The organism is Chryseobacterium sp. NRRL B-14798, assembly GCF_050470705.1.
GTDB classification, from domain to species: Bacteria; Bacteroidota; Bacteroidia; order Flavobacteriales; family Weeksellaceae; genus Chryseobacterium; species Chryseobacterium cupriresistens.
In genome coordinates this window covers 243537-258008 of the sequence record NZ_JBFLUL010000005.1, presented here as the reverse complement: position 1 = coordinate 258008, position 14472 = coordinate 243537, and the positions used below count along the sequence as shown (strand labels likewise).

The 14472-nt window shown below is 36.9% G+C and carries 10 protein-coding genes; 7 read left to right on the top strand and 3 right to left on the bottom strand.

From position 1 onward, the window contains the following. Positions 1 to 5: 5 nt before the first annotated feature. On the bottom strand, positions 6 to 1070 hold the full coding sequence (locus AB1278_RS01635) for an Omp28-related outer membrane protein (RefSeq protein WP_429812005.1): 1065 nt from the start codon (positions 1068 to 1070) through the stop codon (positions 6 to 8). 203 nt (positions 1071 to 1273) lie between these two features. Between AB1278_RS01635 and AB1278_RS01630 the strand changes: the two genes are divergently transcribed. Genes AB1278_RS01630 through AB1278_RS01620 form a run of 3 tightly spaced genes read left to right on the top strand, consistent with a single transcriptional unit; the run spans position 1274 to position 5503 of the window. Beyond that, on the top strand, positions 1274 to 1756 hold the full coding sequence (locus tag AB1278_RS01630) for a TlpA family protein disulfide reductase (RefSeq protein WP_343644065.1): 483 nt from the start codon (positions 1274 to 1276) through the stop codon (positions 1754 to 1756). A gap of 2 nt (positions 1757 to 1758) precedes the next feature. Further along, the gene (locus AB1278_RS01625; protein WP_429812002.1) at positions 1759 to 3411 is read left to right on the top strand and encodes a DUF6029 family protein; all 1653 of its coding nucleotides are present in this window, start codon (positions 1759 to 1761) and stop codon (positions 3409 to 3411) included. 28 nt (positions 3412 to 3439) lie between these two features. Then, positions 3440 to 5503: a cytochrome c biogenesis protein CcdA gene (locus tag AB1278_RS01620; RefSeq protein ID WP_429811999.1), complete on the top strand. Its 2064-nt coding sequence runs from the start codon at positions 3440 to 3442 to the stop codon at positions 5501 to 5503. A 66-nt stretch (positions 5504 to 5569) separates the two neighbouring features. On the opposite strand, the gene AB1278_RS01615 is transcribed toward AB1278_RS01620, so the two are convergent. Together AB1278_RS01615 and AB1278_RS01610 are read right to left on the bottom strand one after the other, a co-directional pair. Then, positions 5570 to 6367 carry a DUF2797 domain-containing protein gene (locus AB1278_RS01615; protein ID WP_429811996.1) on the bottom strand — a complete coding sequence of 266 codons (798 nt, stop codon included), beginning with the start codon at positions 6365 to 6367 and terminating at the stop codon, positions 5570 to 5572. Positions 6368 to 6402: 35 nt separating this feature from the next. Next, positions 6403 to 7458, bottom strand: a complete 1056-nt coding sequence (locus AB1278_RS01610) for a DUF389 domain-containing protein (protein ID WP_429811993.1) — start codon at positions 7456 to 7458, stop codon at positions 6403 to 6405. Positions 7459 to 7534: 76 nt separating this feature from the next. Here AB1278_RS01610 and AB1278_RS01605 point away from each other — a divergent pair, with 76 nt between their 5' ends. From AB1278_RS01605 to AB1278_RS01590, 4 genes are all read left to right on the top strand, one after another. Then, positions 7535 to 8563: a GDP-mannose 4,6-dehydratase gene (locus AB1278_RS01605; RefSeq protein ID WP_429811990.1), complete on the top strand. Its 1029-nt coding sequence runs from the start codon at positions 7535 to 7537 to the stop codon at positions 8561 to 8563. 136 nt (positions 8564 to 8699) lie between these two features. Beyond that, the gene (locus AB1278_RS01600) at positions 8700 to 8921 is read left to right on the top strand and encodes a DUF2795 domain-containing protein (RefSeq protein ID WP_002662059.1); all 222 of its coding nucleotides are present in this window, start codon (positions 8700 to 8702) and stop codon (positions 8919 to 8921) included. 122 nt (positions 8922 to 9043) lie between these two features. After that, entirely contained in the window at positions 9044 to 12118 is a 3075-nt protein-coding gene (gene secA, locus AB1278_RS01595; RefSeq protein ID WP_429811978.1) for a preprotein translocase subunit SecA, read from the top strand. Between the two features lie 151 nt (positions 12119 to 12269). Continuing rightward, positions 12270 to 14450 carry a TonB-dependent siderophore receptor gene (locus AB1278_RS01590; protein WP_202842335.1) on the top strand — a complete coding sequence of 727 codons (2181 nt, stop codon included), beginning with the start codon at positions 12270 to 12272 and terminating at the stop codon, positions 14448 to 14450. The last annotated feature ends 22 nt before the right edge of the window (positions 14451 to 14472 follow it).

Genomic DNA, 14472 nt, shown 5'->3' with positions numbered 1-14472 from the left:
TAGTTTTATAAAAATTCATAAGTATTGGATATGCCTATCTTTTCTTCTCTCACGTTCAGTGCAATTCCATTACTATCCATTACCATCACGATAATTTTAAGATGATCACGATGGTAATCTGAAGGAATAGAGTATTGAAATGATCGGGAGTATTCATTGGAAATTCCTGTCTGGGAATCCGGAATATTTTCTCCTGCAACAGATGAAGTCAGTTTAGCCCGTAAAACATTATGGTGTACATAATCATAAATAGTAGGTGGCCCCAAAGCCGGGACATAATTCTTTTGTTTACCCACCAGCTCGTCTTCTACTATAAACGCAGCTATTTTAAGTCCTGAAAAGGCTTGGGCAAAAGAAATCCGGGCATCAACATTCAGAGTATTGCCAGATATATCAGAGCCTATTCTTATCCCTATTTTACTGAAGGCTTTTAACTGAGACAACGGTAACGACATATCGGTATAATTTTCACTGTCATCCCACATTGTATTTCTGTTAATAAACATAGTAGGCCAGCCAAGATCCACCCCGGTTACATTTTTAAACTGCTCTACCTCAGCACTTACGGCATTCGACCACGGATCCTGCCCACTAGGCCCATGAATCCCGATAAAGACAAAACCATCATCGGTCTGCAGTCTCAGATTTTTGGCTCTGGCCCCTGCACGGGTACAGTTTCCACACCATGTACCGGTAAAATCTTCGTATAAAATTCTATGTTTAAAATTGACTCCGTCATTGATGACAGCATTTACAGATATAGGATTTGCAGGGAGGTTTCTGTATCGGGCACTGATAGTATAAGCTCCTTTCTCTACAGGCGTATAGATATTTCCGTTTATCAGCTGATTATTGACAAAAATTTCACTTTCTGAAGTAATGTCATTATTGAGATTATCCTTTATTCTGAATGTAAAGCTTTTTCCCAATAGTTTTTCGTTACCTCCTTCTGAAGAAATGGTAAGATAAGTCGCAACAGTATCTCCTTCGTCGCTTGCCGATCCGCTACAGGAGGACAATAACAAAAAAAATAAAATCACACAATTTAGAAATAATAACTTTTTTTTCATTGTTTGTTGAATTTTTTAATAGGTTTAAATAAAAACTAAAATTTTATATGGAGTTGTTAATAAATGAGTTTAAAATTTAAACATTAAAATTTTGATAAAATCAATATTTTGATTGTTTTAATAATTATTTCGCATTAAAATTACATAATTAATTATATATTAGCAAAATAATATTTGTTTAATTATTAAAAACAACATTAACAATGAAAATGATTTTCTCAGGACTCTTCGTTTCTTGTTTAAGCTTTTTTTACGCTCAGGAAATGCCTAATGTCTCTTTAAACACCTTGTCAGGCGAAAGGATCAATTTTTCCAAAATAGACTCCTCTAATCCTGTTATTGTCAGCTTTTGGGCTACATGGTGCCTACCTTGTATGGAAGAACTTACCGCTATTAATGACAAATACGGAGATTGGCAGAAGGAAAATAAGTTTACCTTACTGGCAGCTGCCACAGATGATGCCCGTACAGTTTCAAAAGTTAAAACTCTTGTCAAAAGCAAAGGGTGGCCCTACACAGTATTATTAGACTCTAACCAGACTCTTAAGAGAGCATTGAATATCAACAGTATCCCCCACACCATACTCATTCATAAAGGTAAAGTTGTATATTCTCATGTGGGCTACTCTCCCGGGGATGAAGATGAACTGATCAAAAAGATTAAAGAATACAATACCAGCAAATAATTATGCGAAAAAAAATAATTTATGGAGCGGCTCTATTAACCAGCATTCGTCTTTTTAGCCAGTTATCTGTAAATCTTGAATCCAATTCACAATATTATATTGATGACAGCAAAGTAAAACTCTCCGAAGCAGAAAAAGACCAAAGGCTAAGATCAAATAACTACCTGAATATCAACTATAAATTAAAAAACTTCACAGCCGGGGCACAGCTTGAAGCTTATGAGCCAAAAGCCTTACTCAATTATTCCCCGGTTTTGAGTAAAACCAGCCTGGGAACTTATTTTGTTAACTATAATAACGAAAAAGCGGGAGTAGATGTCACATTAGGTCATTTTTATGAACAGTTCGGCAGTGGTTTAGCTTTACGTGTATGGGAAGATAAACAGCTTGGGATTGCAAATTCCCTGCTGGGAGGAAAAATAAAATATACAGATCCCAGCCAAACCGTCATCATGAAAGCATTAATAGGTAAACAGAGGTTAGGATTTAATCTTTCAGACGGATTAATAACAGGACTTGATACCGAACTGAATCTGGACAATATGATAAAAGCAAAAGACCTTCACACCAGTATCGGATTCAGCTATGTCAATAAATACGAGGACAATAAGGAAAACAGTAAATTCCCTAAAAACGTCAGCATCTATTCATCCAGAATGAAAATGGAATATTCAAATTTTGCAATGGAATTGGAATACCTTTACAAAACCAAGGACAATATCAAGCAGGTAAACACACTGGATCCAAATAATATATTTTCAGGCAATGCTTTTCTGCTTAACCTTTCCTATGCTACAGACCGGTTTGGAATCATTGCTGGACTGAGAAGACTGGAAAACTTTAATTTTTACTCACAACGAGACCAAATCGGAAATATTTACCATAATTCCGTGTTGAATTATATCCCTTCACTCACCAAACAATATGATTATAGCCTGGCCAATATTTATGTTTATCAGGCACAACCAAGGCTGTCATTTCTCCCTCAAAAGAAATCCGGGGAAATAGGCTCCCAGATAGACATCTTTTATAAGATAAAAAAGGGAACACTATTGGGTGGAAAATACGGAACTGATCTTTCTCTGAATATTTCAAACTGGTATGGATTAAAGGGAACCTACAGATCGTACATTAATGATATCCATGACTATAAAACGGATTTTCTTGCTTTAGGAGAAAGATATTACTCAGACCAAAGCCTTGATATCAGGACCAGACTGAAGGATAAATGGAAGGTTGCCCTGATACTTATTAACCAGTACTACAACACTTACAGAGTCGAAGAAACAAGTGGAGAAGTAAAAGCACAAACTCTTATTCTGGATAATATTTACAGATTTTCCAAAAGTTCTATGAAACTGGAACTGCAGCACCAATGGGCAAACGGTTACCATGGAAATTGGGCTGCCGGTCTTTTCGAATATAATTTTAACAAAAACTGGTCGATCTTCGCCAATGACCTTTATAATTACGGAAATTCTGATAAAGAAAAGCAAATGCACTATTACACAGGAGGGCTGGTTTTTAGAAAAAACAGTACAAGAATTCAGGCTTCTTATGGCAGACAAAGAGGAGGATTGCTTTGTGTAGGCGGTGTTTGCAGATTTGTTCCTGAGAGTGCCGGTCTTTCTTTGGGTATTAGCACCAGTTATTAATCACATATATTCAAATTATTTTAATAAAATGAAATTTAGAAACTGGTTTTTATTAATTCTACTATTTTTAGCGACAGGAATTAATGCGCAGATAAAAAATCCTGTAAAGTTTAAATTCACCATCAACGATCTGGGAAACAATCAGTACGAAGCGGTATTGAATGCTACCATGGAAAGCGGATGGCATATTTACTCCAAAGATTTACCGGAAGATACCGGAATTCCAACGGAGTATAAAGTGACAGGAAAGAATATTGAGTTGATTGGAAAATTTACCGAAGTAGGTAAAAAACATGAAGAATTTTCTGAAGCATTCGGAGGTACTATTGTTTTTTATTCCAATGCTGCCGGATTTAAGCAGAAATTTAAATTAAAAGATCCGACAAAACCTGCAGATGTCACTTCCGAGATTACGTATCAGACTTGTGATGACAGAGTTTGCCTGGCTCCCAATACATTAGAATTCAATCAAAAAGTTACTCCAAAAGGGGCAGCGGAAGAGGCTGCAGCCGAGGAAAACGCAGCGCCTGTAAAGGATTCAGTGAAAGTTACCGGGACCGTTACTGAAAATCCTGCAAAAACTGAAACTACGATCACAGAAGCTTCAAAACTGGATCCAAAGCAGTTGAAAATTGCAACCATCGATTTCAAAAAGCCATTGACAGATTGCGGTACTGCGTCTGCCAAAGTGGATGAAAATTACTGGACGTATCTATTCCTTGGATTTATCGGAGGATTAATCGCTTTGCTTACGCCATGTGTGTTCCCGATGATCCCATTAACGGTTTCTTTCTTTACCAAAGGAAGTAAAAACAAAGCCAAAGGAAAAAGAGACGCTCTTATTTATGGCTTTTTTATCCTTCTGATCTTTGTTTTATTAAGTATTCCTTTCCATATTATTGATGGAATTGCCGGAAATATCTTCAATGAAATTTCCACAAGTGTATGGCTGAACATTGCGTTCTTCATCATATTCATCTTCTTTGCCGGAAGTTTCTTCGGGTATTATGATATCACGCTGCCAAGTTCTATCGCCAACAAATCTTCCAAAGCGGAAGAAGCGGGAGGAATTATCGGTATTTTCTTCATGGCATTAACGTTGGTGATTGTTTCTTTCTCCTGTACAGGACCTATTTTAGGAAGTTTACTGGGAAGTGCAGTAACAGGTTCATCCAATGTTCCTATGCTGCTGACCTTTGCTTTGGCTGGATTCGGGCTGGCATGGGCGATTATTTTTGGACTGCTGGCATTATTCCCGCAGGCATTACAAAGCCTTCCGAAATCCGGAGGATGGATGAATACGGTAAAAGTTGTTTTAGGATTCGTAGAACTGGCATTGGCATTGAAATTCTTGTCTAAAGCTGATCTTGTATCCAAAACATTCTTCTTAAAAAGAGAGCTTTTCATTGCGATCTGGATTATTATCGCCTTAGGATTAGCAATCTATTTATTAGGATTGATCAGATTCCCTCATGATGATAAAAAGCCTAAAATCTCTATCACCAGAAAAATATTAGGGGTATTGGGAATTGGTTTCGTGATCTATCTGGTTCAAGGGTTAATCCCATCTGACCGTCCGAAACTTCAGTTATTAAGTGGAATTTTACCTCCACTCAATGTAAGCTATTTCCATGATGAAAAAGACGGAATTTTAGGAATGCATCCGGAGCACGATTTCTTCAAAGCTGTAGAACTGGCCAAAAAAGAAGATAAACCAATCCTGATCGACTTTACAGGATACGGTTGTGAAAACTGTAGAAAAATGGAGGAATTTGTTTGGAGCGAACCAGATATCTTACCGATTCTTCAGAACGATGTAGTACTGGCTTCTCTCTATGTAGACGACAAGGAAGAGCTTCCTGAGGATCAGAAAACCAAAATCGACCTTGGAGACGGACAGATCAATAAGGTAAAAACAATTGGGGACCGATGGAGTTTATTCCAGCAGGTGAACTTCAATAATAACTCTCAACCTCACTATGTTTTAATTACTCCTGATGGTAAAGTAATCAACACACCTGTCTCAGGATATATGCCTAAAGAGGATTTCAAAAAATTCCTTGAATGCGGGGTAAATTATTATGCCCACTGAGAAAATTCATTTTTAAATAGCCTTAGCTTAAGATATCTGCATCTAAGTTAAGGCTATCATTTAATATTAGTTCTTTATTTCGAGTTCGATCACATATCCCTCATGTCCTCTTACATTGATAAAGTTCCCACCTTCAAATCCCAGATACTGTCCTTTAATTCCGGTAAGCCTTCCTGTAAATTCAGGCTTTTTATCCAAAGTAAATGAAGAAACTTTTTCAGGTTTTTCAAAAGGATAATCAAACATCCACAGCTCTTCACCATCACTGTAAAATTTCTGGAAATCGTCAGGAAAATATTCTTTTATCTTTTGTCGGAAATCGGCAAGGTCTACTTCTCCTTCAAAATCATCCTGCAGCATCTTTCTCCAATTGGTTTTATCTGCCAGATGTTCTTTTAAAGCTACTTCTATCATTCCTGCTTCGTAGCGGTTCTCTGTTCTTGCGATAGGCAATGCAAAAGTTGCACCCTGATCAATCCATCTTGTGGGAATCTGTGTATTTCTGGTTACTCCTACTTTTACATCTCCTGTATAGGCCAGATAAACAGTGTGTGGCTGCAGCTGAATTTGTTTTTCGATCTCAAGATCGCGTTCTGCAATATCTAAATGTGCTGTAGAAAGTTCCGGGCGGATAATGGTATCGCTTGCATAAGGGCTTTCAAAAAAACAGTTTTTGCAGAATCCCATTCTGTAAATTGGTTTATTTTCACCACAATTTACACACTGGAATCCTGTATGTTTTATGCTTAAGTCCTTTCCAAACAGCTCATTCATGTGGATCAGATCCCCGGAAAGATTGAGATAGTATTGGATTGGCTTAGCATCGTAGCTTGTCATCTTTAAAATTTGCCCTTGAAACTGCATAATGATGTTTTTAAGTATAAGTAAATATAGAAATTTTATTTGATCTTTTTTTGCAATTTAATCTCATCCAGCTCCTTTTTTAGAGCATTTATCTGGCTTTGAAGTTTTTGCAATTCCGGATTATTTATATTTTTTGACTGAGGCGAATACTGCCATATCAGATGAATATCCTTCACTAATTCATTATGTTCATCCAGTCTTTTTTTACTGATGGTAACACTGTCATTCAAAAGGGTGATCTTTAAAAAATCCTGTGTTTTTTCTTTAAATGACTCATGATTAATAATAGCCAGCTCAGGATGACTTTCCTTAATAATTCTGATATATTTTTCCGACCTCTCTTTCAATGTTTCATTCTCCCATTTCTTTTTGGTAAGCAATATACTCGGAATCAAAATAATAACGGAAAGTAAGCTGATCCATACAGAAACTTTACGATTATTGCTGTTTTTTTCTCTGTAATACTTCTGATATCCTAACACGAGACTTAATACCCAGGTTCCCACCGCTATAAAAAAACAATTGATAAGATAAAAATAAAAGCCTCCCCAAAAATATTCCCAGTTTCCATTAGCAATACCAAATCCTGCTGTGCACAAAGGAGGTATACATGCTGTAGAAACTGCCACCCCCGCGATAACTTTGATTGCTTCTTTCCTTACGATCCCCAGAAACCATGCAAGTCCTCCAAGCAGGGCTAAAAAACAGTCAAAAATCGTTGCCGTTTTAAAGCTTTCAAGCTGTGAAGTTTCTGAATGAAAAGGAGAAACCAGAAAATATAATGTGGAAGAACAAATGGCCACTACAATCATCAAAAGCCAGTTATAAACACCAAGCTTTATAAGTCTCCTGTTTCCTATAGAAAGCCCAAATGCAATTCCAACAACAGGTCCCATCAATGGAGAAATAAGCATTGCACCAATTACCGCAGCCGGGCTATTAACATTTAACCCAATACAGGCAATACCCATGGAAATTACCAGAAGCCAGAGATTATGACCGCGGAAATAAATACCTTCCTCTATCTCGCCAAATGTAAATTCTTCATCTTCTTCCTTGGGAAGTACAAATAACTTTTGAAGATTTATCATTGATTTATATTTTCAGACAAAAGTATAAAAACGTCATTCAAGTTTTATTAATAAATTTGTCTATTAAAATCAACAAATGAATTATCTTGTAACCGGAGGAAGCGGTTTTATTGGTTCCCATCTAATAGAGAAATTATTAAAAAATGGACATTCTGTCATAAACATTGACAATTTTGATAATTTCTATGACTATCAGGTAAAAATTAAAAATACTTTAGAGTCAATCGGTAAAAATTCGGATTTTGAATTCTCGGATAAAGAGACGGATATTCCGCGTTTGGTTTCCCTCACCCATTCTGACCAGTATTCCCTCTATTGGCAAGATATCAGGGACCTAAAAGGTCTTGAAAACATCTTTAAGAATCATCATATTGACATGGTGATCCATCTTGCTGCACTTGCCGGTGTTCGCCCTTCTATTGAACGTCCTCTGGAGTATGAAGAAGTGAATGTACGGGGTACTATGAATCTTTGGGAACTGTGTAAGGATTTCCATATTAAAAAATTCATCTGTGCATCTTCGTCAAGTGTTTACGGAAATAATGAAAAAATTCCCTTTGCGGAAACAGATAATGTAGACAATCCTATCTCTCCTTATGCTGCTACCAAGAAAAGCGGAGAAATTATAGGACATGTTTACCATAATCTATACCATATAGATATGATCCAGCTCAGGTTTTTTACAGTATATGGACCAAGACAGAGACCTGACCTAGCCATACACAAGTTTACAAAGCTTATTTCGGAAAATCAGGAAATCCCTTTCTATGGTGACGGAAATACGGCCAGAGACTATACTTATGTAGATGATATCATTGATGGAATTACCAAATCTATTCTTTATCTGGAAAACAATTCAGGAATTTATGAAATTGTGAATCTGGGTGAAAACCAGGTAATCACTTTGTCTGCAATGGTGGCTACTATTGAAAAGGTATTGGGAAAATCTGCCATCAAAAAAATTCTGCCAATGCAGCCGGGAGATGTCACAAAAACGAATGCCGATATTACAAAAGCAAAGGATTTAATAGGGTATAATCCGGCCACAGACTTCCAAAATGGCATAAAAAAATTTGTGGAATGGTTTTTGAGAAAACGACAATAAGTAAATGGCTGACATAGCTGCCAGTTAGTTTGTGACAGTCATTTATAAGAAAAAATTATAAAAAGAATTGAAAATCAAGTATAAAAAAGTTTATTATACAACCTATTTTTATACTTTTGCAAAAAATTAGAAAATTATGTACTGGACATTAGAATTAGCTTCATATCTAAGTGACGCACCTTGGCCAATGACAAAAGCAGAGCTTATTGACTACGCAATCAGAACTGGTGCACCAATGGAAGTAGTAGAAAACCTTCAGGCCATTGAGGACGAAGGAGAAATTTATGAATCTATCGAAGAAGTATGGAGTGACTATCCTACTGACGAGGATTTCCTTTGGAACGAGGACGAATATTAATAAAGCGATAAGCTTTAGGCTGCGTGCTTAGAGCTTTTTTGCCCTTTTTATATATAATTTACACGATAAGTGTTATTTAAAACGCTTAAAGCATTTTGCATTAAGCATAAAGCAAAAAATTTATGAGTTTTTTAAACAAAGTTCTTAAAGGGTTTTTGGGAGACAAAAAAGCGCAGGACCTAAAAGAAGTAAAAAAAGTTGTAACAAAAATCAGAGCAGTAGAACCTAACATCCAACAATTGTCAGATGATGGGTTGAGACAAAAGACGGCTGAGTTTAAAGAGAATATAAAATCTGCAACCAGCAAGATCACCGCTCAAATAGAACAGATAAAAGAGCAGATAAAAAATTCAACCAACGTTGATGAGAAAGAAGCTCTTTTCTCAAAAATTGAGTCTTTAAAGAAAGAATCTTACGAAATTGAAGAAAAAGTTCTGGTTCAGATTCTTCCCGAAGCTTTTGCATTGATCAAAGAAACGGCAAGAAGATGGGCTCAGAATGGAGAAATCCGTGTAACGGCTAGTGACTGGGACAGAGAACTGGCTGCTGCGGGGAAAGATTTCGTCAGCATTGAGGGAGACACAGCTGTTTGGAAAAACTCATGGGACGCTGCCGGAACTCCTGTAGTTTGGGATATGGTCCACTATGATGTTCAGTTTATCGGAGGGATTATTCTTCACAGTGGTAAAATTGCCGAAATGGCAACCGGTGAAGGTAAAACTTTGGTAGGAACATTACCTATTTATTTAAATTCACTTCCTGAAAGAGGGGTACACGTTGTAACGGTGAACGATTATCTTGCAAAAAGAGACTCGGCATGGATGGGACCTCTTTATCAGTTCCACGGTATGTCTATCGATTGTATTGATAACCACCAGCCGAACTCGGACGGAAGAAGAAAAGCATACAACTCGGATATTACCTATGGAACGAATAACGAATTCGGTTTCGATTATCTGAGAGATAACATGGTGACATCACCTTCAGAACTGGTACAAAGAGAACTTAACTTTGCTATCGTGGATGAGGTGGACTCTGTATTGGTAGATGATGCAAGAACGCCATTGATCATTTCAGGTCCGGTTCCTCAAGGAGACAGACAGGAGTTTGATGTTCTTAAGCCTTCTATCGACAGAATTGTTGAAGTACAAAAGAAAACCGTTTCTGCTATTTTCAATGAAGCGAAGAAATTAATCGCTGCAGGAAATACAAAAGAAGGTGGATTCAAATTACTTCAGGCATACAGAGGTCTTCCAAAAAACAGACAATTAATCAAATTCTTATCGGAAAGCGGAAACAGAGCATTGCTTCAGAAAGTTGAGGCGCAATACATGCAGGACAACAACCGTGATATGCCGATCGTAGATAAAGATCTTTACTTCGTAATCGAGGAGAAAAACAATCAGGTAGACCTTACAGACAAAGGTGTTGAATACATGTCTCAGGGTAACTCTGATCCTAACTTCTTCGTACTTCCTGATATCGGAACTGAGATTGCTGAAGTAGAAGCTAAGAACCTTTCTAAAGAAGAAGAGTTTGAAGCAAAAGAAAGACTTTTCTCTGATTTTGCTGAAAAATCCGAGCGTGTTCACACGATGAGCCAGCTATTGAAAGCGTACACATTATTTGAAAAAGACGATGAGTATGTAGTCATTGATGGTGAAGTAAAAATCGTTGATGAGCAGACAGGTCGTATCATGGAGGGACGTCGTTATTCAGACGGTCTTCACCAGGCGATCGAAGCGAAAGAGAATGTAAAAATTGAGGCAGCTACTCAAACTTTTGCAACCATCACGCTTCAGAACTACTTCCGTATGTATAACAAGCTTGCGGGGATGACGGGTACTGCTGAAACTGAAGCTGGAGAGCTTTGGGAAATCTATAAATTAGACGTTGTGGTAATTCCTACCAACCGTCCTATTTTAAGACATGACAAGCAAGACTTAGTTTTCAAAACTAACAGAGAAAAATATAATGCTGTAATAGAAGAAATTGAAAAATTAACAGCACAGAAAAGACCTGTATTGGTAGGTACTACTTCTGTTGAGATTTCTCAGTTACTATCAAAAGCACTTCAATTAAGAAAGATCCCACACCAGGTATTGAACGCGAAGCTTCACAAAAAAGAAGCGGAAATTGTAGCTGGAGCAGGACAGCCGGGAGTTGTAACCATTGCAACCAACATGGCAGGTCGTGGTACGGATATCAAGCTTTCCAAGGAAGTAAAAGATGCAGGAGGTTTAGCGATCATCGGTACGGAAAGACACGATTCAAGACGTGTTGACAGACAGTTGAGAGGTAGAGCGGGACGTCAGGGAGATCCGGGAAGTTCTCAGTTCTATGTGTCTCTTGAAGATAACTTAATGCGTTTGTTCGGTTCTGAAAGAATTGCTAAAATGATGGACAGAATGGGTCACAAAGAGGGAGAAGTAATTCAGCACTCTATGATCAGTAAGTCTATTGAAAGAGCTCAGAAGAAAGTGGAAGAAAATAACTTCGGAACAAGAAAAAGACTTCTTGAGTACGATGACGTTATGAACAAACAGCGTGACGTAATCTACAAGAGAAGAAAGAATGCTCTTTTCGGAGACCACTTGAAGTATGACATCACCAATATGATTTTTGATGTAGCTAATTCTATCGTTGCGAAAGGGAAAGCTTCAGGAAATTATAAAGATTTTGAATATGAAATCATTAAAACATTTACGATGGAATCTCCGGTTTCACAAAATGATTTTAATAATAAGAATGTTCAGGATCTGACCAATATTTTATTCAAAGCAGCTCAGGAAGATTATAGAATGAAGCTGAATCTGTTGAAAGAAAAATCATTCCCTATCATTGAGAATGTGTACCAAAATCAGGGTTCAATGTTCAAAATGATCCAGGTTCCTTTCACAGACGGACACAAAACAATGACTATTGTAGCTGATCTTAAAGAAGCGTATGATACTCAGTGTGAAAGTTTAGTGAATGATTTTGAAAAGAATATCACTTTATCGATTATCGATGAAAACTGGAAGCTTCACCTTCGTGAAATGGACGACTTAAGAAGATCATCACAGGGAGCTGTGTATGAGCAGAAAGATCCATTGGTAATCTATAAGCAGGAATCTTTCCACTTATTCAGTGAAATGATCGATAAATTAAACAAAGAAATTATTTCTTTCTTATATAAAGGAGAAATTCCAGCGTAAGAAAAATTTAATAATATCATCTAAAAACCGCTCTGGCATTGGCCATAGCGGTTTTTTGTTATTCAGTATATAATAATTTTATGATAAATATCAATATTATTATTTATTTAGAACAGTTAAAAATAATATATTTGCAGAAAATTTGAGTTTCATGAAAAATGTACTGATCTGTGCTTCAATGTTAGGTTCTATACTAACTTTTGCTCAGAAAAAGGATTCTGCCAACACTAAAAATATTGATGAAGTAATTATTAATACCTATGTCAAAAAAGATAGTGAGTATTCTAACAAAATGCCTTTAAAAGCGATTGAAGATCCGCAGGTTTTTTCCTCAATTAACAGATCAGTCTTAGAAAATCAGACTATTTTTACAGTTGATGATGCCTACAGAAATGTTACGGGGATTCAGAAAATGTGGACGGCAACAAGCAGAGCCGGAGACGGAGGTTCTTTTATTGTTTTAAGGGGTTTCCCTTCCAACAATTCAATGAGAAACGGTTTGGTATCACCGGTTACAACTACAATTGATGCCATTAATATTGAAAGACTGGAGGTTTTAAAAGGACCTTCCGGAACTTTATACGGAAGTAATGTTGCTTCTTATGGTGGTTTAATTAACCGAATTACTAAAAAACCATATGAAAGATTCGAAGGACAGGTAAGCCTTTTTGGAGGGAGTTACAATACTTACAGAGCACAAGCCGACATCAACGCTCCACTTACAAAAGATAATAAACTGCTTTTCAGAATCAATACAGCTTATACAAACGAAGGAACATTTCAGAAAACGGATGCTAAAAACACCTATTTTGCCTTTGCTCCATCTTTAACTTATAATGTAAATGATAAACTTCAGTTCAATGTTGAATATGAAATGTTCAACACCAGAGCGGTTGGTGAACCTTTCTTCTTTTATCTGACACCTGAAAACCTTGGAGGAATTGATAATATGAAAGACCTTGAAAAAAAGGGACTTAATTACAGAGAATCTTATCTTGGAAATGACCTCTATACTACGGCAAGAGTAAATAATATCTTCGGTCAGGTAAATTATAAGATCAACGAGCATATTAAATCATCTACCAACATCAACTCTTCGAGCAGTTACTCAGATGGTTTCGGACCTTATTTCGCTGCAAGAGTAGATGCCAGCAATAATCTTCTTGTGGACAGAAATGACCAGGCGACCAGAGATAGTAGAAAATCATATTTCCAGATACAGCAGAATTTTAACTTTGACTTCACTTTCGGGAATGGAATGAGAAACAGAACCGTAGCTGGTTTTGATTATCTGAAAACAAAAGACAGATCAAGATATATTTATTTAGCGAGCGGAAATTTTGATAGTGTACCGGCTAATGGTGGTGATTATTCTGGTTTTAACGGAACTACATTAGGTGATTTATATAATGACCCAAACAAGGTTGGGCATTTTGATAGTGATGGAGATCTTAATACTTACAGTGGATATATTTCCAACGTTTTTACTCCACTTTCAGGATTAAACATTGTATTGGGGCTCCGATATGAAAACAATAATGCAAAGGAAGGTAAATATTTTATGTCCACGGTAGACCCTTATAATCAATCTGCATGGTCTCCTAAGGCTGGTGTAGTTTACCAGATTATTAAAGACAAATTTTCAATTTTTGGAAATTATCAGAACAGTTTTAAAAGCAACGGATATTTTACCACCGATCTTGCAGGAAGTATAGCCCTTTCGGATCCGGAAAGAGCGAATCAGTTTGAAGGAGGTTTCAAAGCCAATCTGATCAATGGAAAAATTAATGCTTCCGTAAGTTATTATGATATCAGAGTTAAAAATATGCTGGTAGCTACCGGACAATATACCGGGGCAGGTAAATCAGTACAAACTCAGGCAGGTGAAATTCAAAGTAAGGGTGTTGAATTGGAAGTAAATGCATATTTAATCAAGGGATTCTCTTTAATAGGTGGTGTTTCCTATAATGATACTACGGATATGGCTACAGGCTTAAGACCTGCTACAGCAGGTTCTCCATGGCTGGCTAATTTTAACGCAAGTTACCAGTTTCTGGACGGAAATTTAAAAGGGCTTGGTTTCGGAGTAGGAGGAAATTTTGCTAATGCCAACAAGATATTTAATCAATTAGATCCTGCAACCAGCAGAGTATCTACTTTCACTCTTCCTAAGTATTTTGTAATGAATGCCAATGCATTTTACGACGCCAGAAAATTCAGAGTTGGAGTAAAAGTTGACAACTTTACAAGTCAGCATTACTGGATTGGATATACAACAGCGAATCCACAGAAGTTAATCAATGTACTGGGATCTGTTACATACAAATTTTAAAAAATCAAAGGTTAGCCCCTCA

Excerpts from the sequence above, each read along its gene's own strand:
- secA (WP_429811978.1), top strand. The coding sequence starts at position 9,044 with ATGAGTTTTTTAAACAAAGTTCTTAAAGGGTTTTTGGGAGACAAAAAA.
- AB1278_RS01605 (WP_429811990.1), top strand. The coding sequence starts at position 7,535 with ATGAATTATCTTGTAACCGGAGGAAGCGGTTTTATTGGTTCCCATCTA.
- AB1278_RS01610 (WP_429811993.1), bottom strand. The coding sequence starts at position 7,458 with ATGATAAATCTTCAAAAGTTATTTGTACTTCCCAAGGAAGAAGATGAA.
- AB1278_RS01630 (WP_343644065.1), top strand. The coding sequence starts at position 1,274 with ATGAAAATGATTTTCTCAGGACTCTTCGTTTCTTGTTTAAGCTTTTTT.
- AB1278_RS01635 (WP_429812005.1), bottom strand. The coding sequence starts at position 1,070 with ATGAAAAAAAAGTTATTATTTCTAAATTGTGTGATTTTATTTTTTTTG.
- AB1278_RS01590 (WP_202842335.1), top strand. The coding sequence starts at position 12,270 with ATGAAAAATGTACTGATCTGTGCTTCAATGTTAGGTTCTATACTAACT.
- AB1278_RS01625 (WP_429812002.1), top strand. The coding sequence starts at position 1,759 with ATGCGAAAAAAAATAATTTATGGAGCGGCTCTATTAACCAGCATTCGT.
- AB1278_RS01615 (WP_429811996.1), bottom strand. The coding sequence starts at position 6,367 with ATGCAGTTTCAAGGGCAAATTTTAAAGATGACAAGCTACGATGCTAAG.
- AB1278_RS01620 (WP_429811999.1), top strand. The coding sequence starts at position 3,440 with ATGAAATTTAGAAACTGGTTTTTATTAATTCTACTATTTTTAGCGACA.
- AB1278_RS01600 (WP_002662059.1), top strand. The coding sequence starts at position 8,700 with ATGTACTGGACATTAGAATTAGCTTCATATCTAAGTGACGCACCTTGG.